Annotated in this window: 23 protein-coding genes; 11 read left to right on the top strand and 12 right to left on the bottom strand. The window is 60.3% G+C overall.

Annotation, left to right across the window (positions count from 1 at the left end; translation table 11 throughout):
• Window position 1: 1 nt before the first annotated feature.
• The 4 genes from AC07XB_RS02035 to AC07XB_RS02020 form a co-directional block, all read right to left on the bottom strand.
• Window positions 2-775 (bottom strand): SDR family NAD(P)-dependent oxidoreductase, encoded by a 774-nt coding sequence (locus tag AC07XB_RS02035; protein WP_492810171.1) that lies wholly within the window; start codon window positions 773-775, stop codon window positions 2-4.
• A 369-nt stretch (window positions 776-1144) separates the two neighbouring features.
• Window positions 1145-2674, bottom strand: coding sequence for an acyl-CoA synthetase (locus AC07XB_RS02030; RefSeq protein WP_492827155.1), 1530 nt, complete (start codon window positions 2672-2674; stop codon window positions 1145-1147).
• A gap of 29 nt (window positions 2675-2703) precedes the next feature.
• A complete protein-coding gene (locus AC07XB_RS02025; RefSeq protein WP_492827157.1) occupies window positions 2704-3846 on the bottom strand; it encodes an acyl-CoA dehydrogenase family protein in 1143 nt (380 codons plus the stop codon).
• A 10-nt stretch (window positions 3847-3856) separates the two neighbouring features.
• Entirely contained in the window at window positions 3857-5017 is a 1161-nt protein-coding gene (locus AC07XB_RS02020) for an acyl-CoA dehydrogenase family protein (RefSeq protein ID WP_492827159.1), read from the bottom strand.
• Between the two features lie 209 nt (window positions 5018-5226).
• Here AC07XB_RS02020 and AC07XB_RS02015 point away from each other — a divergent pair, with 209 nt between their 5' ends.
• Window positions 5227-6018, top strand: coding sequence for a FadR/GntR family transcriptional regulator (locus tag AC07XB_RS02015; protein WP_492810163.1), 792 nt, complete (start codon window positions 5227-5229; stop codon window positions 6016-6018).
• A gap of 49 nt (window positions 6019-6067) precedes the next feature.
• Window positions 6068-6877: a FadR/GntR family transcriptional regulator gene (locus AC07XB_RS02010; protein WP_492810161.1), complete on the top strand. Its 810-nt coding sequence runs from the start codon at window positions 6068-6070 to the stop codon at window positions 6875-6877.
• Here the strand turns inward: AC07XB_RS02010 and AC07XB_RS02005 are convergent, their stop codons facing one another.
• The 3 genes from AC07XB_RS02005 to AC07XB_RS01995 form a co-directional block, all read right to left on the bottom strand.
• Window positions 6878-7567: a nitroreductase gene (locus AC07XB_RS02005; protein ID WP_492810159.1), complete on the bottom strand. Its 690-nt coding sequence runs from the start codon at window positions 7565-7567 to the stop codon at window positions 6878-6880.
• 59 nt (window positions 7568-7626) lie between these two features.
• The gene (locus tag AC07XB_RS02000) at window positions 7627-8604 is read right to left on the bottom strand and encodes an NAD(P)H-dependent flavin oxidoreductase (protein WP_492827161.1); all 978 of its coding nucleotides are present in this window, start codon (window positions 8602-8604) and stop codon (window positions 7627-7629) included.
• 92 nt (window positions 8605-8696) lie between these two features.
• Window positions 8697-9818, bottom strand: coding sequence for a CaiB/BaiF CoA transferase family protein (locus tag AC07XB_RS01995; RefSeq protein ID WP_492810155.1), 1122 nt, complete (start codon window positions 9816-9818; stop codon window positions 8697-8699).
• A gap of 216 nt (window positions 9819-10034) precedes the next feature.
• Between AC07XB_RS01995 and AC07XB_RS01990 the strand changes: the two genes are divergently transcribed.
• Window positions 10035-10613: a DUF2889 domain-containing protein gene (locus tag AC07XB_RS01990; protein ID WP_492827163.1), complete on the top strand. Its 579-nt coding sequence runs from the start codon at window positions 10035-10037 to the stop codon at window positions 10611-10613.
• 3 nt (window positions 10614-10616) lie between these two features.
• On the top strand, window positions 10617-11090 hold the full coding sequence (locus tag AC07XB_RS01985; RefSeq protein WP_492827165.1) for a MaoC/PaaZ C-terminal domain-containing protein: 474 nt from the start codon (window positions 10617-10619) through the stop codon (window positions 11088-11090).
• A gap of 196 nt (window positions 11091-11286) precedes the next feature.
• Here AC07XB_RS01985 and AC07XB_RS01980 read toward each other — a convergent pair whose 3' ends face one another.
• The 4 genes from AC07XB_RS01980 to AC07XB_RS01965 form a co-directional block, all read right to left on the bottom strand.
• Window positions 11287-12441 carry an acyl-CoA dehydrogenase family protein gene (locus AC07XB_RS01980; protein WP_492827167.1) on the bottom strand — a complete coding sequence of 385 codons (1155 nt, stop codon included), beginning with the start codon at window positions 12439-12441 and terminating at the stop codon, window positions 11287-11289.
• Window positions 12442-12540: 99 nt separating this feature from the next.
• Entirely contained in the window at window positions 12541-12966 is a 426-nt protein-coding gene (locus AC07XB_RS01975) for a Zn-ribbon domain-containing OB-fold protein (RefSeq protein WP_492827169.1), read from the bottom strand.
• Complete coding sequence (locus AC07XB_RS01970; RefSeq protein WP_492827170.1) at window positions 12963-14156, bottom strand: thiolase family protein; 1194 nt, start codon at window positions 14154-14156, stop codon at window positions 12963-12965. The genes AC07XB_RS01975 and AC07XB_RS01970 overlap by 4 nt, the downstream gene beginning before the upstream one ends.
• Before the next feature lie 18 nt (window positions 14157-14174).
• Window positions 14175-15440 (bottom strand): CaiB/BaiF CoA transferase family protein, encoded by a 1266-nt coding sequence (locus AC07XB_RS01965; RefSeq protein ID WP_492827171.1) that lies wholly within the window; start codon window positions 15438-15440, stop codon window positions 14175-14177.
• A gap of 367 nt (window positions 15441-15807) precedes the next feature.
• Between AC07XB_RS01965 and AC07XB_RS01960 the strand changes: the two genes are divergently transcribed.
• The 7 genes from AC07XB_RS01960 to AC07XB_RS01930 all read left to right on the top strand — a co-directional run bounded on the left by AC07XB_RS01960 (window position 15808) and on the right by AC07XB_RS01930 (window position 23311).
• Window positions 15808-17124, top strand: a complete 1317-nt coding sequence (locus AC07XB_RS01960) for a Rieske 2Fe-2S domain-containing protein (RefSeq protein ID WP_492810141.1) — start codon at window positions 15808-15810, stop codon at window positions 17122-17124.
• Window positions 17125-17145: 21 nt separating this feature from the next.
• Window positions 17146-18105 carry a PDR/VanB family oxidoreductase gene (locus AC07XB_RS01955; RefSeq protein WP_492827172.1) on the top strand — a complete coding sequence of 320 codons (960 nt, stop codon included), beginning with the start codon at window positions 17146-17148 and terminating at the stop codon, window positions 18103-18105.
• 39 nt (window positions 18106-18144) lie between these two features.
• Window positions 18145-18867, top strand: a complete 723-nt coding sequence (locus AC07XB_RS01950; RefSeq protein ID WP_492827174.1) for a FadR/GntR family transcriptional regulator — start codon at window positions 18145-18147, stop codon at window positions 18865-18867.
• Window positions 18868-18969: 102 nt separating this feature from the next.
• Complete coding sequence (locus AC07XB_RS01945) at window positions 18970-19875, top strand: Bug family tripartite tricarboxylate transporter substrate binding protein (protein ID WP_492827176.1); 906 nt, start codon at window positions 18970-18972, stop codon at window positions 19873-19875.
• Between the two features lie 49 nt (window positions 19876-19924).
• Window positions 19925-21109: a thiolase C-terminal domain-containing protein gene (locus AC07XB_RS01940; protein WP_492810133.1), complete on the top strand. Its 1185-nt coding sequence runs from the start codon at window positions 19925-19927 to the stop codon at window positions 21107-21109.
• Entirely contained in the window at window positions 21106-21570 is a 465-nt protein-coding gene (locus AC07XB_RS01935) for a Zn-ribbon domain-containing OB-fold protein (RefSeq protein ID WP_492810131.1), read from the top strand. The genes AC07XB_RS01940 and AC07XB_RS01935 overlap by 4 nt, the downstream gene beginning before the upstream one ends.
• Window positions 21479-23311: an FAD-dependent oxidoreductase gene (locus AC07XB_RS01930; protein ID WP_493688022.1), complete on the top strand. Its 1833-nt coding sequence runs from the start codon at window positions 21479-21481 to the stop codon at window positions 23309-23311. The genes AC07XB_RS01935 and AC07XB_RS01930 overlap by 92 nt, the downstream gene beginning before the upstream one ends.
• A 149-nt stretch (window positions 23312-23460) precedes the next feature.
• Here the strand turns inward: AC07XB_RS01930 and AC07XB_RS01925 are convergent, their stop codons facing one another.
• Complete coding sequence (locus tag AC07XB_RS01925) at window positions 23461-24819, bottom strand: MBL fold metallo-hydrolase RNA specificity domain-containing protein (RefSeq protein WP_492827180.1); 1359 nt, start codon at window positions 24817-24819, stop codon at window positions 23461-23463.
• Window positions 24820-24824 lie beyond the last annotated feature (5 nt).

Here is a 24824-nt window from a genome sequence, read left to right as displayed (position 1 = left end):
ATCAAAGGCTGATGTGGAACCCGCCGTTGACACCGAGATGCTGGCCCGTGACATAGCTTGAGCCGTCAGAAAGCAGGAAGCACACCGTTTTGACGACTTCCTCCGGCGTCGACCAGCGGCCCAGAGGAATCTGGGCGAGCATGTTGTCGCGGAACTTCTCGCCGCGGACAACCTCGGTCATGGGTGTTTCGACCACGCCGAAGCAGACCGAGTTGGCACGGACGTTGTAGCGCCCCCATTCCCGTGCAGCGGTCATCGTCATACCCAGCAGACCTGCCTTTGCCGCCGAGTAGTTGATTTGACCAATGGAGCCCTTTCGACCCGCATCCGAGGAAATATTTACCACAGAGCCTCCGGACTTGTCGCCGTCCTTGGATCGCGCGACCATATGTTGCCCAACCGCTCGCGTCCAGTAGAAGGAACCGGTAAGGTGTACGTCGATGACATCCTGCCACTGCTGGTCGGTCATCTTGTCGATCATTGCCGGACGAATGATGCCCGCATTGTTGACGAGACCGTGCACGGCACCGAATCGCGAAACTGCGTCGCAGACCGCACGGGTCGCGAGCGCAGAGTCCGCGACACTCCCGGCTACCGCCATCACGCGCTCCGCCGGCAACGACGCCAGGGCTGCATTCAGGCCCTCTCCGTTGAGGTCGACGGCAACGACGTTTGCACCCAACTCGACGCCGAGTTCGACGACGGCCTTACCAATGCCTTGGGCGGCGCCGGTCACGATAATGGTGCGGCCTTCCAACGACACAATCTGCGACATCTCAGTCTCCTTTATTTGGTTGAACCAATGATATTTCGATGGCGTAGCCGCGTCAACGGGATTTCGCTGTCCGACGCGTCGCGTCACGTGGATTGCGCCCTCTCCGTCCCATGCTCTGTGTCCTGGAACAGGCTCCGTTTGCTTTTTGGCAGAACCATTGATAAGTTCTGACGCACTCACAACCATTCTTTGGACCGCTCCGTGCTGCTGGAATGGGGTTTCAGTGAGGAGGAAATCTCGGCCCTTCGACAGGCGGAAGTTTTACGAGCCAATGCGTAATCGACAAAAGGAGCCCCCCGACCGAAAGGGAGCTCCCGCGACACGAAAAGGCCAGCGAAACCGTCCCGTTTGAGCCGGGCCGGCCTAGGCTCAGATCTTTCTGCCGACCGCCTGCCAGAAGGGATCCCGCAGTCGCCGCTTGAAGAGCTTCCCGCTATCCTCCCGCGGCAGGGATGCGTGAAAGTCGATGCGCTTAGGGACCTTGTATTTAGCTAGGTGCGACTCGAGGTATTTCTGAATTTCGGCTGCACTGAGTTCGACACCAGGCATGAGTTCTACGGCGGCAGCCAGCGATTCCCCAAAGTCCTCATCGGGGATCCCGAAGACCGCGCAATCATGAACGCCCGGACATTGCGTAAGCACCATCTCAATCTCGGCCGGATAGATGTTGGTGCCTCCAGAGATGACCATATCCGAACGCCGGTCGCACAGATACAGCCTGCCGTCTTTTAGATAGCCGACATCGCCGACACTGATGAGACCATTTCGCTCGACGCTCTTCCTCTTCTCTTCGTGGTTCAGATAGGTGAAATCCGCGTAGGCCGGTACGCGCATGTAGATCTCGCCCGGGGATCCGTCTTCCACCGGCGCTCCATCCTCACCATAGAACGCGATCTGTGTACTTGGCGTGGGCACGCCGACCGTGCCAGGATGATTCAGCCAGTCGTCCGGCGTCGCCAGTGTGGCCGTACCAACCTCAGTGCCGCCGTATGTTTCATAGATGATGGGGCCCCACCACTCCATGAGCGCCTGTTTGACTTCCCGCGGGCACGGTGCACCAGTATGCGTCACCCATTTCAGCGAACTCACATCGTAACGGTCGCGGACTTCCTTGGGGAGCTTCAGAATGCGGACGAACATGGTCGGAACCATGACCGCATTGGTGATGCGGTACTTGTCGATGGCCGCCAGCGTTTCTTCCGGGTCGAACTTCGACTGGAGCACAAGCACCTCGGAAGCCAGTATGGCTTGTCGTCCGTATGCATTCGGCGATGCGTGGTACAGCGGCCCGGTGATTAGTGAGCGCACGCCCGGCGTCAAGCCGTAGACACGCTCAATCAGCTTCACATAGGCTTGGGCCTGCTCGGGTGTCGCCGGATCACGCTTGACCCCTTTAGGGTGACCGGTCGTGCCCGACGTGTAGATCATCGTGGCGCGCCCGCGCTTGGCAGGCTGCTCCCACGGCGCAAACTGGCTACACCATGCCTCCCACGAGGTGTCCCCTTCTCGAGGCTGCGTCAGCTCATCCTTGATCTTGTAGCGGGCCTGCACTTCCGGCGGGGTCGGGACCACAAACACCTTAATGCCCGCCGGAATTTGCTCGCGCAGCGGCTCCAGCAAGTCAGCATGAGCAACCAGGGTCTTCGGCTTTGAGTCGTTGAGGACATACAGCAGTTCTTCGGCCTTGCCATGCCAGTTCAACGGTACCGAATATGCCCCAATTGCTGCTGCAGCCTGCTGCACTTCGAAGAATGCGAAGTCGTTGCGCAGCAGCAAGCCGACGGTGTCGCCTTCCTTGATCCCCATCTGGTCAAAACCGGTCGCGGCACGCAGCGCCTGCTGCAACACCGCTTCGCGGGCCTTGGGACGTCCATCCAGGTAGATGGTAGCTTCGCTCATTTTTGTCTCACTCCGTTCGTTTCAGTCTTTTACAATGCGTGAATCAACGACGCCAACTTCGATGCATGCGCGTCGCCGTCGCCGAAGAGTTGGTCCATCACATGGATACGGCGCAGGTAGTGACCAACTGCGTATTCCTCGGTCATGCCGATGCCGCCGTGCAATTGAATCGCGCCATGTGCCACGGCCCGGGCATGCTTGGCCACGGAGAGTTTGGCGCGGTGCAAATCCAGTGCGGCGCCTTCCGAGTCAGGGTCATCAACGGCCACCGCTGCGGCCATCGCCATGCTTTTTGCCAGCTCCAGACTGACAAGCATCTCGGAGGCCCGATGGCGCAAGGCCTGGTTCTCGCCAATCAACCGGCCGAATTGCTTGCGAGTGTTCAGGTAGTCGACTGCCAGCCGGAATGCAGCGCTCGCCGCCCCGACCATATCGGCGCAGCTCGCCGCGATGCCGATGGACACGGCGCTGTCAATCGCCTGGAGGGCACGTCGGCCATCCATTGGGTCGCCGATGGGCGTTGCTGCCACCCCGCGAAGCACGAGCTCACTCGCCGACGTGTCGTCCACCAGCCGGAAGCCACGCACGTCCAGCCCCGCCTCTCGGGCCTCGACGAAAAACAGCGCACAACCGTCAGGATCCGCGGGCGAGCCTCGGACTCGTGCGCTCACAATGTACTGGTCCGGCTGGCCGACACCCAGTACATTGACTTTACGCCCGTTCAGAATCCATTTCCCACCCTCTTCCGAGGCGGTGGTCTCGATCCACCAAGGCGCGTGGCGCCGCGCGGCTTCTTCATGCGCCCACGCAAGCTTGCGCTCGCCCGTTGCCAACTCTCGGAGCGCATCTTTTGAGCACTCCTCGGCATCAAAGATCTTCAAAGCAGTGACAGGCAGCACGTTGGCTGCGAGGAGCGGCTCCAGGCACAGCACTGCGCCCAGTTCCTGCATCAGCGGTAAGAGATCGACCGCCCCACGGCCAAAGCCGTCCAGCGTTTCCGGCACCAGCAGCGCGGTAAGGCCCAGTTCGGACAATCCGGCCCAGGTTTCCTCGTCGTGCCCCTTGCCACTCTCGGCAACAACACGACGACTCTCGAATACATAACGGTCCGCAAGCAACCGTCGGAGGCTGTCCTGTACGGCCCGTTGATCCTCGTTCAACTCGAAATTCACGTTTGTCTCCCTATCCCACAATGGCTTTGGCCAGGATGTCTTTTTGCACCTCGCTGGTACCACCGTAGATGCTGGCGGCACGCGAGTAGAAGTAGCGGGGAGCAAGCGGGCCGTACACCAAATCGCCCTTGCCCCGTTTCTCCACGCCCAACGGACCAGCGAGGCGAGCCAGGAGCGCGTTAATTTCCTGCTGCAGCTCGACCCCCTTCAGCTTGAGAACGGACGCAAATGCGGGCAGCTCCGCCTGAGCGCTCGGTGTCAGCAGGAAGCGCCAGTTTGTTACCTCCAGTGCCCGGATCTCCGCATCCAGCGCTGCGAATTCCGTGCGCAGCTTCGGATCGTCAAGGAGTTTTCCCGAACCCTGAGGGGTTTTGCTCGCCACCTCACGTGCAAAATCCAGCCGCTCACGGCACAAGCCGACGTTCGCAATCCCCGTGCGCTCGTTGCCCAAGAGGAACTTGGCGCAGTCCCACCCCCTGTTTTCTTCACCGACGAGATTGGCCACCGGGACACGCACGTCGTCGAAAAAGACTTCGTTCAGATGATGATCGCCGTCGATGGAAAGAATCGGGCGTACCGTGATGCCAGGCGACTTCAGGTCAATGAGCAGGAAGGAAATGCCCTCTTGCTTGCGAGCCTCGGGGTCGGTCCGAACGAGCGCAAAAATCCAGTCAGCCCAGTGGGCAGTCGTGGTCCAGATTTTTTGCCCGCTAACCACGTAATGATCACCGTCACGCTTCGCTGCAGTACGCAACGAAGCCAAGTCCGAACCGGACCCTGGCTCTGAAAAGCCTTGGCAGAACCACAGATCAAGATTGGCAAGCTTGGGCAAGAAATGCTGGCATTGTTCCGGAGTTCCATAACGCATCAACACCGGTCCAAGCATCGTCACATTGAACACTTGCGGCAGCGGAGCAGGTGCGCGGTACAACTCGTCCATCAAGATGAGACGCTCCATTTGCCCCAGTTCCGCGCCACCATACTTCTTCGGCCAGTGCGGTGCGGCCCAACCTCTTTCATTGAGGATGCGCTGCCACTTCACGGTGTCTTCTTTCCGCGGCGGGTGCCCAGCGCGCAAGCGCGCGCGCATTTCCGAGGGCAGTCTGTCTGCGATGAAGGCTCGCACCTCCGCACGAAACGCCTGCTCTGCAGGCGACAGTCGTAGATCCATTCTCTTGCTCCTCCAACGTAAATTCGCGCCGTGCGAACACGTGTGTTATTTTGGTTCAACCATTGTACTTAAGGCAAGCAGATTGTGACCGAGATCGCCGCAGCGCCGCGGCGCAACACAGAAGTGGAGGAACCCTTCGAGTGGCTTACTAAGCACCCACTCTCTGGTACCATAGGTGCAGAGGTTGATCCAATGCAAGACACATAAAAATGCCGACGAAAATGAAACCTGCCGTACCAAGCCAACCGGAAGAGAACCCGGCGGGTCCCATCTTCAAGCGCGTGCGCACGAGGCGGGCATTCGAGGCGGTCAGCGATCAAATCCGCCAACAACTCGCAAGCGGCGACCTGCGCCCCGGCGACCGGCTCCCCGGCGAACTCCAGTTGGCCGAGCAGTTCAACGTGAGCCGCAGCGCAGTACGCGAAGCATTGCGTAGTCTGGAAGCCGCGGGTGTTGTCGAAGCCCGTACCGGCATCAACGGGGGCTTCTTCATCCGTAGTGGTAGCACGACGACCGGGCTGACACAGACAGTCCAGGACTTGGTGTCGCTCGGCCAGGTTTCGATTGCGAACGTTACAGAAGCTCGCATCGAGCTGATGACGGTGGCCCTTCGCTTGGCGTGCGAGCGCGCTACCGAGGAAGAGCTGGACGCAATCGAGGCCGACGTGACGTATCACACCGAGCTGTTCCGTCATGGTGGTGGCTCGCGGAATACGAAGTCTGTGATCGAGTTCTACCGGCTCATCGCTCAGGCCACACACAACGCTGTCATCGTATTGATGGTCGATGCGCTGTCGGAAATCATTCGGAAGCTGCTGGCACAGATTGCGCCAGAGCCGCGACGGGACATCATGCAGGTACGTCGCAAGGTAATGGCGAGTTTGCGGCAGCGTGATGCCGTGGGGGCTTGCCAGGCAATGACGACTCACCTGCGGCACGTCAGCGAGTACCTGGAAAGCGAGAGCAAGAAGCCTGCACGCAAGCGGAAGATCGCCGCCTGACCACATCCGCCTCGCGCCGCCGCAGTAAATCGACTAAGTTAGCAAGCCCATGACCACTTCTACGTTGAAATCCGCCGATGTTCCCACTGGCACCACGGGACTTCGCTTTGAGGCCGTGCGCTCAGCCAGAGCTTTCGAAGAGATCGCAGATCAGATTCGCGCGGAACTTGCAGAGGGCAGACTCAAGGTGGGCAGCCGATTACCGGCGGAGCGAGCTCTGGCCGTGCAATTCGGTGTGTCCCGCAATACCCTGCGAGAAGCGCTCCGTTCCCTCGAGCATGCTGGACTGGTCAGGCTCCAGAAGGGTGCTAGCGGCGGCGCATTCATCAGCGAAGGCTCGGGCCTCGCTATCACGAACAGCCTTATGGACTTGTACCACGTCGGGTCCATCACGCCAGATCAGCTCACCCAGGCTCGTATCTGGCTTGAGTCCGTCATCGTCCGCGAGGCTTGCAGTCGGGCAACGGCCGACGACCTGGCAGCATTGCAACAGAATATCGACGAAGCAACACGAGCCTCAGCAGAAGGTGACTTCCCCCGTCGCGCTGAGCTTCATTTCGATTTCCATCGCATGCTTGCCAGAATGTCGGGCAACCCCATCATGGTCATCATGATGGATGGGCTACTGGCCGTATTGGCCAAGTTCGTCAATAGCATTGGCGAATATGAGAACACCTTCGTGTTGCCGTCCCGAAAGCGTTTCATGAAACACATGCACGCGAAGGACGCCGATGCCGCCGTGGCAGAGATGGAGGCCAGTCTCAAGCGACTCCAGCAAGCCTACCTCTCCCTCGTTACCGGGAAAGAGGAGGCGCCGAAGTCCCGATCGCAGCGTCCAGCGCCGCGAAAGAGCACATGATTAGGCGTCAAGCCACTTTATCGTCGAACTGAGATCCGCGCGACTGGTTCGGAAGCTGTTCGCCGGATGACGAGTGTCGGGAAAGCCAAAAGAAATCCCACAGACAATGCGCCGGTCCGGCGGCAGACTGAGACAGTCACGCACTCGTTCTGGACGAGAGGCTAGCGCAGCCTGCGCAATTGTGGCAACGCCCAGACTGGTCGCGGCCAATATGAAGTTGGCCACATAGCCGCCGCAGTCGACAGCACCGTAAGTAGATAGGGCGTCGTCGCTGGTCACAATGGCAACGTGCGGGGCACCGAACAACCGCATATTCTCGCGAGCCTGCCTGGCAGAAGCCGCGCGGTCACCGCGCGCAACCCCAACGGCGTCGTATAGCGCGAGACCGCATTCCCGGCGGCGCTCCTGATAGACTCCGCGATACTCTCGAGGCCACTCGAAGTCCGGGCGCTTGTCGTCTTCCGCCGACGGCGCGAGCATCGCCTCCCGAAAGCGCTCGGTAGCGGCACCTCGGGTAATGACTACCTGCCACGGCTGGGCGTTACACCATGACGCGGTCCGCTGCGCGAGCGAGACAATGCGCTCGACCACGTCCTGCGGGACCTCCTCGGGCAGAAAGGCACGGCAGCTATGCCGCGACGACAGAAGATGCTCCAAAACGGCGCTTGCCTGCTCTTCTCGATTGCTCATTATCCAGTTCTCCAAACACAGCCCGGGACCGAGGGTCCTCGGCCTCAATTCATCTCAGACTATCGCGCGAGGGCTAGCTCGCTCGCGCTCGTCAGGCTCTCGCGGCATTCAGCAACCATCCGCTCAAGCAATTCTGCACAGCTTGGGATGTCGTGAATCAACCCGACCACCATGCCGGCGGTCACAATCCCGCCATCCGGATCGCCCTCTTGCAAGGCCGCTTTCCCGCGCGCGCCGGCGACAAGTTCGCGGATATCTTCAAACTCGCAGCCACCTGGGCGCCGTTCTGTCGCCACAACCTGATCCGAGACCGCGTTCTTCAACACCCGCGCCGTATTCTTCAGCGTTCGGAAGACTAGATTGGTATCGCGTTCGCTGGCAGCCAGAAGGCGTTGCTTGATGTTGTCATGTATAGGCGCTTCACGCGTTGCGCAAAAGCGCGTCCCCATGTTCACCCCATGGGCACCCAATGCCAGCGCCGCCGCCATACCGCGCCCGTCGGCAATGCCACCGGAGGCAATGACGGGCACCTGGAGTTGTCGGGCAGCGATCGGTATTAGCACCATCCCCGGAATATCATCCTCACCAGGATGACCCGCGCATTCGAAACCATCCATGCTGATAGCATCCACGCCGAGACGTTCCGCAGTGAGCGCATGGCGGACTGCCACGCACTTATGGATAACCTTCACGCCCGCGGCTTTAAGCCGGGGAAGGTACTCGAGGGCTTTGTTTCCGGCAGTCTCCACCACACCGACACCGTTCTCGATAATGGCGTCGATGTACTCCGCGTACGGCGGCGGCTTGATGGTCGGAAAGATCGTCATGTTGACGCCGAACGGGTTGTCCGTCATATCACGACAACGGCCGATCTCGCGATGCAACGCTTCGGGGGTGGGCTGGGTAAGTCCTGTCAGGACGCCGAGGCCACCTGCGTTGGAGACTGCGGAGGCTAGCTCGGCGCGCCCAACCCACTGCATGCCCCCTTGGATGATTGGATAGGCAGTGCCCAGCAACTCTGTAACGCGTGTTTTCATGATGAACCTTTCGGCGGGTCGTCGCCTCTATGTGTTTCCCGTGCGGCCTTCCCACCTATGAGCCAGGCGCTCAGTGCAAAGCCGCATGTCGCTTAGGTACGCGAAGATTCCCGCCAAGCTTCAAGCAAGCCGGCTGGCTTGACTGCATCTTTGGGAGCGGGTCCCTGGACGGCACCAGGCGTGCGAGAAAAGCGCGGGGCGGGTGCCGGTTGCTGGACGCCGCCAACCGAGACGAAGGCGTTTCTGTGCTGAAGATGCGGATGCTGACCGGCTTCGCTCAGCGTCAGAACTGGGGCAAAGCACGCATCCGTGCCCTCGAGAAGTTCGCACCAGTGAGCGCGCGTCCTCGTGCGAAATGTCTCGGCAAAGTGGGCTTCGAACGCCGGCCACTTTGCCCGATCGTTCTGTGACTTGTGCAGTTCGGCAGGCACGCCCAGTTTTTCGCAGAGCAATACAAAGAACTTTGGCTCAATGGGACCCACCGAGATGTAGGCGCCATCAGACGTCTCGTAAGACTTGTAGTAAGGCGCACCCCCGTCGAGCATGTTACTGGCCTTCTTCTCGACGTAGTGCCCACGCAGAAGTTGGGTATGAAACAGGCTCGTGAGCGATACCGCGCCATCGCAGATGGCTGCATCCACCACCTGCCCCCTGCCCGATCGTCGCGCTTCCAGTACCGCTGCCAGAATTCCGACGACGAGATATAGGCTCCCCCCGCCATAGTCACCTACCAGGTTCAGAGGCGGAACCGGCGCCCGCCCGGCCTCACCAATACCGGCGAGCGCGCCCGAAATGGCAATGTAGTTGATATCGTGGCCAGCTGCGTGGGCTAGCGGCCCGTCCTGCCCCCAACCGGTCATACGGCCATACACAAGTTTCGGATTACGCTTCTGAGTGTCCGCAGGACCTAGACCCAGCCGCTCCATGACACCCGGGCGAAATCCTTCTACCAAGACATCCGCTTCTGAAACGAGGTCCAGCACCGTCTCAACATCAGCCTGGTTCTTGAGGTCCAAGAGTACCGTCTTGCGGCCACGGCCAACGATGTCGAACTGGTCTCCCAATTTGGCATCGCTCCGGTCAATCCTGACCACCTCCGCACCCATGTCAGATAGGAGCATGCACGCGAATGGTCCAGGGCCGATGCCAGCCATTTCAATCACCCGCAATCCAGCAAGTGGGCCCGAAGTGGACGAAGTGCTCTCTTGGTTCATGAAGTCTCCAATGGTTCAACGATGGTGGCGAGCCCTGAACATCCAATGCTCGAGTAGCACGAGCGTCGCCCATGCCCAGGCTGTTGGACGTACATCGCGCCCACCACGCTCGGCCAGCCAGACGATGCCTTGACGATTGAGCAACCAAAGCCCATTGCACCCACCCTTGATGAAACTATACAATGGCTCAACCATTAAAACCAGAGCAGGCGCCCCATGGATAACGAGCGAGTTTTGCTGCACACGCGCCAAGTGCACTACCGGTGCTACCGGCGCGGTGACGGGCTGTGGGAGATCGAAGGAGAAATGCGGGACTTCCGTAGCTACGACACGGTAGTGGCGGAGAAAGGCGACCTTCCAGCGGGAACCTCCGTACATCACATGCTGATTGCACTCGTCGTAGACGAGGATCTGACGGTGCGAGACATAGTGAGTCGTATGAAGGCCGTCCCCTTCCGCGTATGCCGAGAGATTGAGAAAAGTCTGACGACGATGGTAGGCGTGCGCATGGGATACGGCTGGCGACATACGATCAATGAACGGCTGGGCGGCACCGAAAGCTGCACACATCTGCGAGAGCTGCTGGTGAACATGGCCACGGCGGCGTTCCAAGCCATTCCGACCTGGCAAGCCCAACAACGCAAACACAGGGGTGAGGATCCATTGAATGGCGCCCGCCCCCACTACCTTAACCAGTGCCGGTCCTGGCGAATCGATGGCCCGGTGGTGCGAGAACACCTCCCTCAGTTTTATCAACCTAACGATACTGCCGGTGCAGAGCCGGGTAAGGAATGAGCCATGTCTGAAATTGATGAACGCAAGCCCCGCGGCATGTACTTCGAAGACTTCGAGATCGGGAAGACCATTATCACCTCGCGTCGCACGGTGACACTGACTGACATTGTCAACTTTGCCTGCCTGTCCGGTGACCACAATGCACCCCATATCGACCATGAGTTCTGCAAGACCCAGTCCTACGGAGAACCAATTGCCCATGGTCCACTGGTACTAGCCATCGCAGGTGGCCTCCAATGCCTCAGCGGCATCAATGACGGCACCATCATTGCCATGCTGGGCAACGACCAATGGCGCATGCATCTGCCCGTCAAGCATGGCGACACCATCCACGTCGTGATTACCCCCATTGAGAAGAAGATGTCGAGCAAGGGTACTTCCGGCATCGTGACATTCGACCGAAAGGTCAAGAATCAACGCGGCGAAGTCGTCCACTCCATGATTACGACGTTGCTGTATCGTCTGCGCCCGCAGTAATCCGATTGCACCCGCCCGCCATAGACAATCGGCCGACGGGCTTTCTAGGTGGGGGAACGAACACCAGTTCGCCCCCACCTTTCTTTGAGTCGTTCAAGTATCCCTCCGGGCAGCGGCTGCATTGAGCCACAAAGACACCGCCCCCTGGAAAGCAAGAAAGGACGCTTTCGCGTCCTTTCTTGCGCCGGGCCTGTGATTACAGGTCCATTTGCTTTGCAAGGATGTTGCGCTGAATCTCGTTGGTTCCGCCGCCGATGGGGCCCACACGGGAATCACGGAAGAACATCTGCATGTCGTACTCCATCGAGTATCCGGCACCCGCCATGATCTGCATCCCGATGTCCGCGCACTTGAAGTTATTTTCACTAGCCACGATTTTGGCGATCGACGCTTCATTCACCGCGGCCTGGCCGGCGTCGAGCACATCGGCAGCACGGTACACCACCTGGCGCGCCGTTTCCGACAGAATGAGCATGTCTGCAAGCTTGTGCTGGATGACCTGGAAGTCGGAAATCGGCTTACCGAACTGCACGCGTTCCTTCGCGTAGTCTCGGGCATACTCGGTGATCTTAAAGCAGTGACCCGCCGAAATGGCAGCCAGGCCAAGGCGTTCAAGACCCAGGCAGCTCATGATGTTCTTCCAAGCGCGACCCTCGCCACCAAACAGATTCTTGGCCGGCACGCGGACATTGTCGAAGAAGACCTCATTTGCATGGGTCGTGCGGCGGCCCAGCATCTGCAACGGGCGGACGGTAACCCCTGGCGCCTTCGCATCGACCAGCAGCGTGCTGATACCTTGATGGCGGGCGCCCTCACGGTCGGTACGCGTGATGACGACGAAATAGTCTGCCACATGGCCGCAGGTAATCCAAACCTTGTTGCCATTCAGGATGTATTCGTCGCCGGTCGGCTCGGCGTAGGTCTTGAGCCCCGCCACGTCGGAGCCCGTACCAGGCTCGGACATGCAAAGTGCCAGCTTCGCCTTTCCGGAAATAATCTTCGGAATCAGTTCTTGCTGCAGCTCAGGGGTACCGAACTTCGCGATATGCATACCCGCATAGACCGCCGACGTCGTAATCGCTTGGGCAATACCAGTGTAGTAGTACCCTAGCGTCTCGAGCAGAACAGTGATGTCGCGGTACGAGCCGCCCATGCCGCCGAGGTGTTCCGGATAGAACAGCCCGATGTAGCCCGCGTCCGCCAGAGCTTCATAGGCCTCGATCGGGAATTCACGAGCTTCGTCCATCTTCCGGACTTTTTCCCACGGCAGAACCCGGTTGAGCAGATCCAGGACGCCTTCGCGCATCATGCGCTGGTCTTCAGTCAGCCCGACAGTGTTGATCAACGACATTGTTATCTCCTAACTACTATGAGTTTTGCAACAGCATGGGCCACCGTTTTTGCGGCTAAACCGGGATGACCCAAAGTTGATGCTGGTTAAGAAAGTTAATTACCTGATGGGCCGTGCTGCGAACAGAGGACCGTCCTTGTACTGCAAAACCACCATCTCGACCGCCTGGCCAATCTGCAAAGGCACGTCGTGGTCTTCCACCAGTCGACATGCCAAACGGATCCCAGAGTCAAGATCAACGATCCCGCATGCATAAGGGGACTCCGCAGCGAACACCGCGGGAGCGGCATGAATACGCGTCCACGAGTACAAAGTGCCCCGCGTACCGAAAGCCTTCCACTCCATCTCGGTCGACCAGCAGTGGGGGCACACAAGCTTTGGTGGGAAAGTTGTCTTGCCGCAATCGCAGCATTGCGTGGTCACCCAGCGGCCGGCTGCTAGCGCCGACCAGAATTCCTTGGTGAATGCGGATTCCCGTGGCGGATACGCACGCTCGCCGTCGACAATCAGTGTTTCGAGGGTCATTGCTTAGCCTCCATAACGTGAATCATGGCCGCGTTGTAGTTGCCGAGTTCGCCGGTAGCCAGGCCAAACTGTGCGTTCTTGACCTGGCGTGCCCCGGCCCGTCCACGCAACTGCTCAGCCAGTTCCACGTAGTTGTAGAGCGACGTGACATACGCCGGGTGGCCGCGCGACGTCAGGCCGCCGGAGGTCGAGACGGGAATTCGGCCGCCAAGGCGTGTCTCGCCATCGAACGCTGCCCGCGCCCCTTGGCCCTTGGCAATGAGCCCAATTGCCTCGCTCACCAGCACCTCGACAATCGTGCAAGGCGCGTATAGCTCAGCGACGTCGATGTCCTTCGCGCTGATGCCGGCTTGCTCGTAGGCCGTGGTGGCGGCCTGCCTGGCAGACTCGAAAGCGATCATGTCATTCGGGACGTCGCTGATCTGATGGCTGCCGTCATGGAAGAATCCGCGCCCCTTGACAAGTACATAGGGCCGCCCAATGTCGCGCGCGACTTCCTCGCTTGCGAGCACCAGGCAGGCGGCACCGTCACCACGCGGCGGCACGTCGTAGAGCCCGAGTGGTTCGACGATGGGACGCTGCTGGACGACCTCCTCCAGCGTCACCGGCTTGCGATATTGCGCCAGCGGATTCATGGTCGCGTGAAAGCGGTTCTTTACCGCCACCGAGCAGAGCTGCTCCTTCGTGGCACCGTGTTCGTGCATGTAGCGCATGGCGTCCATCGCGTACCAGGCAATGGGTGTAAAGCCGGCCGACGTGTGAAAGTCGACATCCCCAGTCGTCCGCATGCTGCTCATCATGTGCTCCGCGGCGGAAACCGCGCTTTCCATGTTGATGCCGAGCGCAAGCGACACTTCGGACCTGCCCAGCATGATGTCGTTGCAAGCCTGATCGAACGCCAAGGCCGCTGTCATGCCATTGCCCATCACCTCCATGACGTTGCCACGGCAAGACAACCGGAGCTGGCCCATCAGGAAGGTGTGGAAGTACTTCTGACGCGTGTAGGGACGCGGAAGCGTAAACACCAGGCTCTGAATATCCTGCTTGTCGACGCCCGCATCTTTCACTGCCTCCACGACGAGGCGAGTCATGATTTCGTGCTCCAAGGTCTGGAGCGCCGCGTCACCCGCGGTCTGATGGCGCCCCACCGGAATAGCACTGGCGCCAATAATGGCTACGTTTCTGGTCATATGCGTGGCTGAGTCGTCTTACTTCGCACCAAACGCCCCGGAGGCGGTGAGTTCAGCAATTTGGTGGTCATTGAGCTTGAGCACATCCTTGAGCACCTGCTCAGTGTCAGCGCCGACTGCAGGCGCGGCCTTCGCTGCGCGCGCAGGCGTGCGGCTAAGCCTGAGCGGCGTGGAGATGTTCGGAATCCACCCTTTCACCGGATGCTCGATCCGGCTTACCAGGTTCCGCGATGCGGCTTCGTCCGACGAGAGTGCCTGCGCAAGCGTTTTGACTTGGCCACTCGGGACCCCAGCGGCACGGAGCTTCGGCTGCCAATAGGCCCACGGATGCTTGCCGAACTCTTCTCCCATGAGCTTGAAAAGCTCATCGCGTCGTTCCAGACGATTGGCCCGCTTCGACAGGACAGGGTCATGAGCGATGTCTGGGCGCTCGAGCACCTGTTCGAACAGCCGGACAAAGATCCCGTCGTTGCCGCAGTTGATGTAAAACGGCACGTCCTGGCAGTGAAAAACGCCAGAGGGACACGTGTCAGGGCTGGTATTCCCGTTACGTTGAGGCTCGTAACCGGTGGTCAGATGCTGCATCGCCGCGAACCCGGTCATCAGAATGGCTGTATCGAAGAGTGCGACTTCGACAAACTGCCCCTCCCCATCCTTCTCACGACCCAACAGTGCGAGCAGAATCGCGTTCGTGGCCATCATCGCGGTGCTGATATCCATCACCGCGGCGCCGGTTCGGACCCCCTGACGGTCCGAGTAGCCATTCATTGAGATGAACCCACTTTCGGCTTGGGCGATCGGGTCAAATCCCAAACGATCCGCATACGGGCCGGTCCGGCCATACGCCGAGACCGAGCAGTAAATCAAGCGAGGGTTGAGTGCGCGGCAGGTCTCGTAGTCCAAACCGAAGCGTTCCATGACGCCTGTTGAGAAGTTCTCAACCAAGACGTCGGCTTCGGCAATCAGGGCCTTCGCGAGCGCAAGGCCCTCCGGCGACTTCATGTCGATGCCGATGCTGCGCTTATTGCGGTTGGTCCACAGATAGGGGGCACCCTGCGCCGGAATTTCCGGGTCCATTGGCGGGTAGTACCGGAAATCATCCCCCTTCACGGGCGCTTCCACCTTGATGACGTCGGCACCAAAGTCAGCCATCGTCATCGTCGCCAGCGGCCCAGCGACAAAGTGGGTGAAATCAACGACACGAACGCCATCCAGGACGCCCTTTCCTTTCGCAGTCGCTGCCGCATGTTGCGGCAAAGACTCAACCCGATCCTGGTCAAACACGTCTATCTCCTCCTCAAGCAGCCGCTCTTCTGCCGCTTCAAATTTGTCCCGCCCACAGACAGCGCTGCAGGGCCGCCATCCACGGGCCGCCGCACTGCCCGCACATCTCGGCTTCGCTTTGGTTGGTCCGTTTAATGGTTCTACCAAACTATTCTAGTGAGATGGACTGCGGATAGTCAATGGGTATCAGCACTCGTCTTGTTCGACGCGGCATAGCAAGACGCGAGAAAGGCGGTCCGCTCGCACGGACACGCGGCGTTCCGCACAGAACAGCAGGCCGCCCTAGGGTTATCCCGGATTACACGGAGGTCTCCGCGAAATACAATTGGTTCTACCAAATTGGTTGAACCAATTACAGGAATATTACATGCTTTCTCGCGAAGACAACGAACTGCTGGTACGCGTCGGTCCAGGTACGGTTATGGGCGCGCTTATGCGGCTGTACTGGATTCCGTTTCTCAAGGGCTCGGACGTCACTCCTGGCGGCCAGCCGTATCGGGTCCGGCTACTGGGCGAAGATCTGGTGGCATTCAGAGATAGCGCCGGCAAGGTGGGATTGGTCGACCATGCCTGCCCGCATCGCGGTGCGCCGATGGTCTTCGGTCGCAACGAGGACGAAGGTCTGCGTTGCGTCTATCACGGCTGGAAGTTCGATGTCAGCGGTCAGTGCAAGGAAATGCCATGCGAGCCTGCCGACAGTCCGATGTGCAGCCGCATGAAGATCAAGGCCTATCCAGTGAAGGAGCGCAACGGCATCCTGTGGGCGTATATGGGCGCCGACGCCAACGCGGCCCCGGAACTCCCGGACATGGAGTGGAACATGGTGCCTGAGGAACAGGTCGCCGTTTCCATGCGCGTCCAGGAGTGCAATTGGCTCCAGGCCTTGGAAGGTGAAATCGACTCGGCGCACGCGGCCATCCTCCATGGCCGCGTTGACGGAGGCGTGATCAACCAATGGAAGCAGGCTCAAGACTTGAGTCCGACCTTCGAATGTATCCAGCACGATGCCGGCGTCAGCATTGGCGCACGTCGGAAGACCGCGGATGGTGACAACTATGTCCGCGTCAATCAGTTCCTCATGCCGTTCTGGACGCTTGTGCCCCCACAGTCTCAGTTCCCCGAACTGAGCGGCCACGCGTGGGTTCCCATCGATGACGAGCACACTCTTTGCCTGATGTTCTCGTACCACCCTTCCCAGCCCTTCTACGAGAAGACCCGGAAACTGTTCCAGGACGGACATAAGGGCCGGGAGACGGGCCACCATTCCGATGCTGCGTTCGAGAAGCGCCCGGTGACCGCGCCGTACCACACGTACTGGAGCCAGTACAACCGGGGCAACGCCTATCAGTTCGACTATCAACTCCAGGTGCAGACGTACAACTCCGGCATGCCTGGTCTGTGGATCCAGGATGCAGCATGTCAGTCCGGCGTTGCACCGATCTTCGACCGCAGCAAGGAACACTTGGGAACCAGCGACAGCGGTGTCGCACGCACCCGACGCGTGCTGCTCGAAGCGGTGAAAAAGCTCGCCAATGCTAACGAGATTCCTCCTTCGGCAAATGCCCCGGCGTCATTCCGCTGGCGCGCTGTGTCGTTGACCATTCCGAAGGACGGTGACTGGATGAAGCTCGGCGCCGAAGTTATGCGCGCGGAACCCGGCAAAGACTTTGGTTACACGCCCTAACGCGTCGATCTGAGAGTAAGCATGAGTGCCTCGTTGATTGAGATTCGTCTGAAGCGAATCACGTTCGAAGCCGAAAGAATCGCTTCGTTTGACTTTGTTTCCGCAGATGACAAGCCCTTGCCGGGCTTTCATCCCGGCGCCCATATCGATCTCCACCTGCAGCCAGGAATGGTACGCAGCTATTCGCTCGCGAATGCGGCGTCCCAAGATCCTGTCTACTACCGGGTCGCCGTGCAGCGCGAGCCTAACGGTCGCGGCGGGTCGCGATGGGCCCATGACAGGCTGCGCGTCGGAGACACGATTCGAGCATCGACTCCTCGGAACGACTTCCCTCTCGACGAGCGCGCATCCAAGGCCGTCTTTTTTGCCGGCGGAATCGGCATTACCCCGGTCATGTCCATGATTCGCAGGCTCGACGCGCTTGGCTGTGACTGGGCACTCATGTACGCGAGCCGCTCCCCAAAAGAGACGGCATTCGCGGACGAGCTTAAGAGAATCGATGCCGGCCGCGGGCGGGTACACCACTTCCATGATTCCGAATCTGGCCCTCGCCTCAGCATCAGCGATGCTGTAGCTACGCTGTCCGCCGGCACCCATTTGTACTGTTGCGGCCCCACTCGAATGATCGACGACTTCTTGTCCGTCACCGAGGCCAGGGACCCTGCGACAGTCCATTACGAAAGATTTTCAGCCTCGCAGGATGCCGCGACGGATGGCGGCTTCGAAGTCGTGCTGCGCCAAAGCGGGAAGGCGTTGCGTGTCGAAGCTGGAAAGACCATTTTGGACGTACTGCTCGATAACGGTGTTGCGGTGCCCTATTCGTGCTGCAGCGGCGTTTGCGGTAGCTGCCGGACCACAATCATCGAAGGTAAAGCAGATCATCGGGACGATTTCCTTAGCGATGACGAAAAGCAGGCCAACCAGTCATTGATGGTGTGTTGCTCGGGTGCCCGGTCAAAGACACTCGTTCTGGACCTTTGAGCATTGATTGGAATGGCTAGCGCCTCGCAGGAAAACATAATGCCTCACGCAGCGGAAGCAACAGCTGAATCACGCGCAACAGGTGGCTCAGGCGTTATCGCAGGCATCCTTGCCTACTTGCAGGACCGCCGCCTGCAACCTGGCGATCGACTCCCTTCGGAGCGCGACCTGGCGGAGCGCCTGGGCGTGGCGCGCAACTCGGTCCGCGAAGCCCTGGCGACTTTGGTGGCGCTGCGGGTCGTTGAATCGAGGCCGAATTCTGGCATCTATCTGCGCCACATGTCGCGCGACAGTAGTTTCGAGGCCTTGGTTCTGCTGACAGATATGGGCGCAACACCTTCGCCCACCGAAGTTGCCGAAACGATGGAGGTCCGCGCGCATCTAGAACTTTTAGCCGTGAGTCTGGCATGCCAGCGTCGGACTGACGGTGATCTGTCGCGAATGGCGGACATCCTTGGGCGAACCGATGCTGCCCTGTCCGAGGGTCGGAACATCGCCGAGGAAGATACCGACTTCCACATTGCCATTGTCGATGCGGCGCACAACTCGGTGCTCGTTAGAACCCTTAATGCGTTCTATCGCTTTACGGCGCGGCGCCGGACTGTCTTATTTGAAGACCGTGCACAAGGACAAGCTTCGGCGCTCGAGCACCACCAGATGCTGGAGCACATTCGCAACCGAGACATTCAGAAGGCAGAACGCTTGATCTTTCGTCATATGGATCGAGCGACAAACTACTGGTCCAGCTACCTGGACAGATGACTCGAGCGGCCAACTGAGCCGCACCTAAGGAGACACACCATGCGCCCCCGGCTACCACACCTAAGTGCAACGCTCGCCCTCTCCCTGCTTGTCTCATGTTCCTTGGCTCTCGCCAAGGAATACCCGGACAAGCCTATCCGCCTCATCGTCCCTTATGCCGCCGGTGGGAGCACTGACCAGTTGGCTCGCGTCATCCAAAAGCCGATGAGCGAGATTCTGGGGCAGCCGGTTGTGGTCGAGAATAAGCCGGGAGCCGGCGGCGCCATTGGGGTGGACCTTGTCGCACGGTCGGCCCCTGACGGATACACGCTCGTATTCGGCAACACCGGGCCGAACGCAGTCATGCAACTGATGCGAAAGGTGCCCTACAACCCGCTTCAGGACTTCCAGCCCATCTCCACAGTCGCAATCACGCCAATGTTTCTCGCCGTGCCTGCCGACAGCCCAGCTCACTCGATGAAGGAGTTCCTCACGCTCGCCCACCAGCAAGGCGCCTCCATGAATATTGGATCTGTCGGTAACGGTTCGCTGTCACACCTGACCAGCGAATACTTCAACGAGATGGCGGGACTAAAGCTTCAGCACATCCCCTACAGCGGCGGTGCGCCGCTAATGGCCGCCTTTGTCGGCGGCCAGATCCAAGCGGCGTTCGTAACAGGCCTTGACGGCGCAGCACTGGTCGGCTCGGGAAAGGTCCGCTACCTCGCCATAGCCAGCCCGGCACGCAGCAACATCGTCCCTGGTTTGCCTGCCATCGCCGAAAACGTACCCGGATTCAGGAGCCAAGCGTGGTTTGGCGTCCTGGCCCCCAAGGGCACACCCGCTGAAGTCCAGCGGAAGCTGCGCGATGCCATTGCAAAAGCAGTGGCTGAGCCGGAAGTCCGCAAGATCCTCACCGATAGAAAGGTGGAACCGCGCAGTGGTAGCGGTGACGACCTGCAGAAGCTGATTCAGGACGAAGTCGGTCAATGGAATCCCGTCATCAAAAAGTACAACATCCGCCTCTGACTCCGAATATGCCCCCCCTCCAACATAACGTCGCCCGGGAGTACCCGCAATGAGTCGTCGCACCCTGAAAGGGCAAGTCGCGGTCGTCGGCATTGGCGAAAGTCAGTACTACCGCCACGGAAAATCCCCTGACAGCGAGTTCAAACTTGCGCTTCAGGCCATCTTGGCCGCCTGCCAGGATGCCGGAATTAACCCGCGCGAGATTGACGGATTCTCGTCATTTAGCGATGACAGGAACGACCCTTCACGCATTGCCGCGGCTCTTGGTCTTCCAAGGCTACGGGCGACCACAATGCAATGGGGCGGTGGAGGTGGAGGATGCTGTGGCGCAGTAGCTAATGGCGCCGCCTCGATTCAAGCCGGCCTCGCAGATTGCGTCGTCGTTTTCCGTTCGCTCGCTCAGGGACAGTTCGGACGATTTGGCCGGACGACCGGGATCGATACAATTTCTGGGGAGAAGGCGTACCTCATGCCGTACGGTGTCTTGGCGCCCCCGCAACGATTCGCGATGCGCGTGCAGCGATATATGCACGATCACGGCGTTCGCCAGGAAGCGTTGCGCGCAATTGCACTGGCTTCCTACCATCACGCCCAGTCGAATCCCAGGGCCGTGATGTATGGCAAACCGCTCAGCAAAGAGAAGTACGACCAATCGCGATGGATCGCCGAACCGTTTCACCTCTTCGACTGCTGCATGGAGAATGACGGCGCCGCTGCTCTGATCCTGGTGTCAGCCGAGCGTGCAAAAGAGTTTCCCGGAAAGGCGGCCTACGTCCTTGGCGCCGCCTCTGGCTCCGGGCACCGCACTGGCGCCATCCCACACAACTCCCCTTTGTATGGCAGTGCGAGCTTCGACACGGTGGCGCCTGACCTCTTCAGGATGGCGGGCATTGGACCGAGCGACGTTGGCGTTGTCCAGAGCTACGAGAACTTCACGGGTGGCGTCGTGATGGCGCTGGCAGAACACGGCTTCTTCAAGCCCGGCGAGGCAAACGAGTTTCTGACACTCGACAACCTCATCGCTCCATCGGGAAAACTGCCCCTTAATACCAGTGGTGGAAATCTTGCCGAGTGTTACATGCACGGCTTCGAGCTAGTGCTCGAGGCCGTTCGACAGATTCGAGGTACGTCGTGCAACCAGGCTCCGAGGAACGACGTTGCTCTCGTGATTGGAGGCCCGATGGTATCCCCCGTCAGCAACTTGCTGCTGGCGTCCGAGGAGGCTGCGCAATGACGATTCGAACCGTAGACACCCCATACCTGCCGCCAGGCCTGCCCATTCCGATAGCCGAATCGGACGGCCTCTCTGCTCCCTTCTGGAATGGCCTGCACGAAGGACGGTTGATGGTTCAGCGTTGCCAGCATTGCAAGACATGGCAGTTCGGTCCGGAGTGGCTGTGTCATCAATGCCTACAGTTTGACCCCGGATGGCAAGAGGTCGAAGCACGAGGGAGGATCTATAGCTGGGAGCGCGTTTGGCACGCTTCCCACGACGCACTGAACGGAAGTCCTCCCTACCTTGCTGTTCTGGTCGAACTCCCGGATGCCGGCAATGTACGCATTGTCGGCAACCTCCTCGGAGATCCGCTGCAAGATGTGGTGATTGGCGCTGAAGTGGTCGGCGTCTTCGAACATCACCCCCGCGCCAACCCACCCTTCTCCTTGCTGCAATGGCAGCTTGCGTCGTCAAAGTAGACTGGATAGTTCTGCAACTATGTCTAACTACGATCTCGTAGTATGCGGTGCCGGTGCCGGCGGGATGACCGCGGCCCTGACCGCAGCCCATCTCGGGCTCAGCGTGCTGATTTGCGAAGCGACGCACCAGGTGGGCGGAACTACCGCGACGTCTGCCGGGACGCTATGGCTTCCCGGCAATTGTCACGGTCAACAAGCCGGGTTCGGGGACAGCGTCGCCGCCGGCGCCCAGTACCTAGACGCCTTGATTGGCGCCGATGACCGTCTCGGGAGGCGGCAAGCGTTCCTGGAGAGCGCCAATCCGGCCATCGACTTCCTCGAGAGCCAATGCGGATTGGCATTCGTCAGTTCGGGCCAGCATCCCGACTATCTGGATCAACCAGGCGCCGCTGTCTACGGCAGAGCGCTCTCCCCAACGGAGTTCGACGGGCGAAAACTCGGGCATGACTTTGACCGGGTGCGTCCACCGCTTCAAGACTTTCTCGTCCTCAACGGCATGATGGTCAACAAGGCGGATGTCGCTGCACTGCTGAATCGGTACCGGTCATGGGCCGCATTCCGACGCTCGATGGAGCTCGTACTGCGTTATACCCGGGACCTGCTCACGTACCGCCGGGGGACTCGTCTTGTCATGGGCAATGCGCTGGTAGGCCAGATGCTTTATGCACTGAGAAAGGCAGGCGTGGCCATCCGCTTTGACACCCGACTTCTGTCGATCGAGAAAGCTGATGGCCGTGTCTCGGGTGTCGTCGTCCGGTGCAATAGCCAGACCATGCGGATCGGTGCGAAGCACGGCATCGTGCTGGCGACGGGCGGCATCGGGCACAACGCGACGCTGCGGGCCAACCTGCCTTCCTCGACGTTTGAGTCACTGACCCCCTCAGCGGTCCGCGGCGACGCATTGATGGCTGCCCAAGGCGTGGGTGCCACGCTCGAACGCCACGCCAGCGACTTTCTTTGGCAACCAGTCTCCCGGGTTCCGGATGAACAGGGCGGCTGGAGGCTGTTTCCCCATCTGTATCTGGATCGGGCAAAGCCCGGGCTCATTGCCGTCAACGCTGCGGGCACGCGGTTCGTCAATGAAGGGGCTTCCTATCACCATTTCGTGGAAGGTATGTTGGGTTCCGGCTATGCGATGAAGTCGAACCTGCCCACCTATCTCATTTGCGACCACAATTTCGTGCGGAAGTATGGCGTCGGCGTTGTCCCGCCGCATTGCCGCGATCTTCGTCCGTTCATACGTTCGGGTTATCTGAGTCGTGCAACAACGCTCGGAGAGCTGGCGGAGAAGATTGGCGTGAGCCCGTCCGGGCTGACGGAAACCGTGAAGTTGTACAACGCCGACGTGGCAATGGGCAGGGATAGCGCGTTTGGTAAAGGCGAGAGTACTGTTTCCCGCTTCAACGGCGACGCGAACCAGGAGCCTAATCCGTGCCTGGGTCCCGTCCAGGTCGCGCCCTTCTACGCCGTCCAGGTGTTCCCCGCCGACGCGGCGAGTTGCACGGGACTTCGTACGGACAACGATGCCCGCGTACTGGACGCGCGGGATCAGCCCATCGAAGGGCTTTACGCATGCGGCAACGACATGGCATCTGTCCTGAAGGGCGCCTATCCGGGGCCGGGCGCCACCTTGGGGCCCGCCATCGTTTTCGGGTATCGCGTCGGCATCCATGCCCACCGAAAATCGTTGCAGCCGAAGCGGTTCGATCGTGCGCCAATGGCAACTGGCGCACCGAGATAAGATAATTGGACGGTATTCCTGACGCTGCACCAGTCAAAGTCGCCTGCGCTCGCTACACAGAAGCGGGCCATCCATGCCGGCTGAGATGCCGCGAAAAGGCCGCCGAGACGCCGGCGGGGATGCCGCCGGCCACCGCTTGCCATGCCTGCCTAATCCAGCGCGTACGAACGAAGATACTCCGGCATCGTGACCGCCCAGCGCAGCTCCCGCTCGATCCGCTGGCGCAGGGCGTCGCTCGCGCACGGCTCGCCATGCACCACGAAGGTCTGCCGGGGCGGGCTGCCGAAGCCGCCAAGCCACGTCATCAGCTCATCGGCGTCGGCATGGGCCGAGAGCGAAGTGATCTGCTCCACCGAGGCCTGGATCGCAACCGGCCTGCCATGGATGCGCAGTTCACGCATGCCCGAGGCCAGCGCCGCGCCGCGGGTACCGGCGGCCTGGAAGCCCGAGAGCAATATCGTATTGCGCGCATCCTGCCCATAGGTCTCCAGGTGATGCACCACCCGCCCGCCGGTTGCCATGCCGCTGCCGGCCAGGATGATCTTGGGCGCGCGGTCACGGTTGAGCCACATGGACTGCTGCATGCTCTGGATCAGGATGGCGATATGGCAGGCCGCCGCGCAGGCCGCGCGGTCGATCCGCAGTTCGTCCGGGTGCAGGGCGAAGATCGTGGTGGCGTCGATCGCCATCGGGCTGTTGAGGTAGACCGGCACCTGGGGAATGCGGTTTTGCTCGCGCAGCTTGTAGAGGCAGTACAGCAGCGCCTGGGTGCGCCCGACGGCAAACGCGGGAATCACCACGCTGCCGCCGCGGCCGATGGTGCGGCTGACGACCTCGCCCAGCGTGTCGAGCGGATCCTCCGCGGGATGGCCGCGGTCGCCGTAGGTGGACTCGACCAGCAAGTGATCCGCTTCGCGAAGGATCTCCGGGGCGCGCATCACGATGTCCTTCTGGCGTCCCAGGTCGCCGGAAAACACGATCCGCTTGCCATCCGCGTGCAGCGTCACGATGGCCGAGCCGATGATGTGTCCGGCGCGATGAAACTCCGCCTCCACGTCGGGCGTCACCCGCACCCGCGTGTCGTAGTGAAACGGGTCGAGCCGGCGCAAGGCGCGCACGGCGTCCGCGCCGTCGTAGAGCGGCAACGCCGGCTGATGCCGCGAGTAGCCCTTGCGGTTGGCGTAATGCGCATCCTCCTGTGCCAGGTGGGCGCTGTCGGGCAGCAGGATCTGGCACAGCTGCGCGGTGCCCATGGTGCAGAACACCCGCCCCCGAAAGCCGTTGCGCACCAGCAGCGGCAGGTATCCGCTATGGTCGATATGCGCGTGCGTGAGCACTACCGCGTCCAGTGTGGACGGATCGACCGGCAAGCGGTCCCAGTTGCGCAGGCGCAGCGCCTTGTAGCCCTGGAACAGCCCGCAGTCCACCATCACGCGACTGCGGCCGGTGTCGAGCACATACTTGGATCCCGTGACCGTGTCGGTCGCGCCGAGAAATTGCAGCTGCATGGCGC

It is taken from the genome of Cupriavidus sp. GW821-FHT02F09 (assembly GCF_059421605.1).
The sequence above is the reverse complement of the archived record's forward strand: the minus strand, read 5'-3'. Positions and strand labels throughout refer to the sequence as shown.

Coding starts and splice junctions, on each gene's coding strand:
- AC07XB_RS01955 (WP_492827172.1), top strand. CDS start 17,146: ATGAGTGCCTCGTTGATTGAGATTCGTCTGAAGCGAATCACGTTCGAA.
- AC07XB_RS02020 (WP_492827159.1), bottom strand. CDS start 5,017: ATGGATCTACGACTGTCGCCTGCAGAGCAGGCGTTTCGTGCGGAGGTG.
- AC07XB_RS01985 (WP_492827165.1), top strand. CDS start 10,617: ATGTCTGAAATTGATGAACGCAAGCCCCGCGGCATGTACTTCGAAGAC.
- AC07XB_RS01995 (WP_492810155.1), bottom strand. CDS start 9,818: ATGAACCAAGAGAGCACTTCGTCCACTTCGGGCCCACTTGCTGGATTG.
- AC07XB_RS01935 (WP_492810131.1), top strand. CDS start 21,106: ATGACGATTCGAACCGTAGACACCCCATACCTGCCGCCAGGCCTGCCC.
- AC07XB_RS01975 (WP_492827169.1), bottom strand. CDS start 12,966: ATGACCCTCGAAACACTGATTGTCGACGGCGAGCGTGCGTATCCGCCA.
- AC07XB_RS01960 (WP_492810141.1), top strand. CDS start 15,808: ATGCTTTCTCGCGAAGACAACGAACTGCTGGTACGCGTCGGTCCAGGT.
- AC07XB_RS02010 (WP_492810161.1), top strand. CDS start 6,068: ATGACCACTTCTACGTTGAAATCCGCCGATGTTCCCACTGGCACCACG.
- AC07XB_RS01950 (WP_492827174.1), top strand. CDS start 18,145: ATGCCTCACGCAGCGGAAGCAACAGCTGAATCACGCGCAACAGGTGGC.
- AC07XB_RS01970 (WP_492827170.1), bottom strand. CDS start 14,156: ATGACCAGAAACGTAGCCATTATTGGCGCCAGTGCTATTCCGGTGGGG.
- AC07XB_RS02005 (WP_492810159.1), bottom strand. CDS start 7,567: ATGAGCAATCGAGAAGAGCAGGCAAGCGCCGTTTTGGAGCATCTTCTG.
- AC07XB_RS02015 (WP_492810163.1), top strand. CDS start 5,227: ATGCCGACGAAAATGAAACCTGCCGTACCAAGCCAACCGGAAGAGAAC.
- AC07XB_RS01925 (WP_492827180.1), bottom strand. CDS start 24,819: ATGCAGCTGCAATTTCTCGGCGCGACCGACACGGTCACGGGATCCAAG.
- AC07XB_RS01990 (WP_492827163.1), top strand. CDS start 10,035: ATGGATAACGAGCGAGTTTTGCTGCACACGCGCCAAGTGCACTACCGG.
- AC07XB_RS02000 (WP_492827161.1), bottom strand. CDS start 8,604: ATGAAAACACGCGTTACAGAGTTGCTGGGCACTGCCTATCCAATCATC.
- AC07XB_RS02035 (WP_492810171.1), bottom strand. CDS start 775: ATGTCGCAGATTGTGTCGTTGGAAGGCCGCACCATTATCGTGACCGGC.
- AC07XB_RS02030 (WP_492827155.1), bottom strand. CDS start 2,674: ATGAGCGAAGCTACCATCTACCTGGATGGACGTCCCAAGGCCCGCGAA.
- AC07XB_RS01980 (WP_492827167.1), bottom strand. CDS start 12,441: ATGTCGTTGATCAACACTGTCGGGCTGACTGAAGACCAGCGCATGATG.
- AC07XB_RS01940 (WP_492810133.1), top strand. CDS start 19,925: ATGAGTCGTCGCACCCTGAAAGGGCAAGTCGCGGTCGTCGGCATTGGC.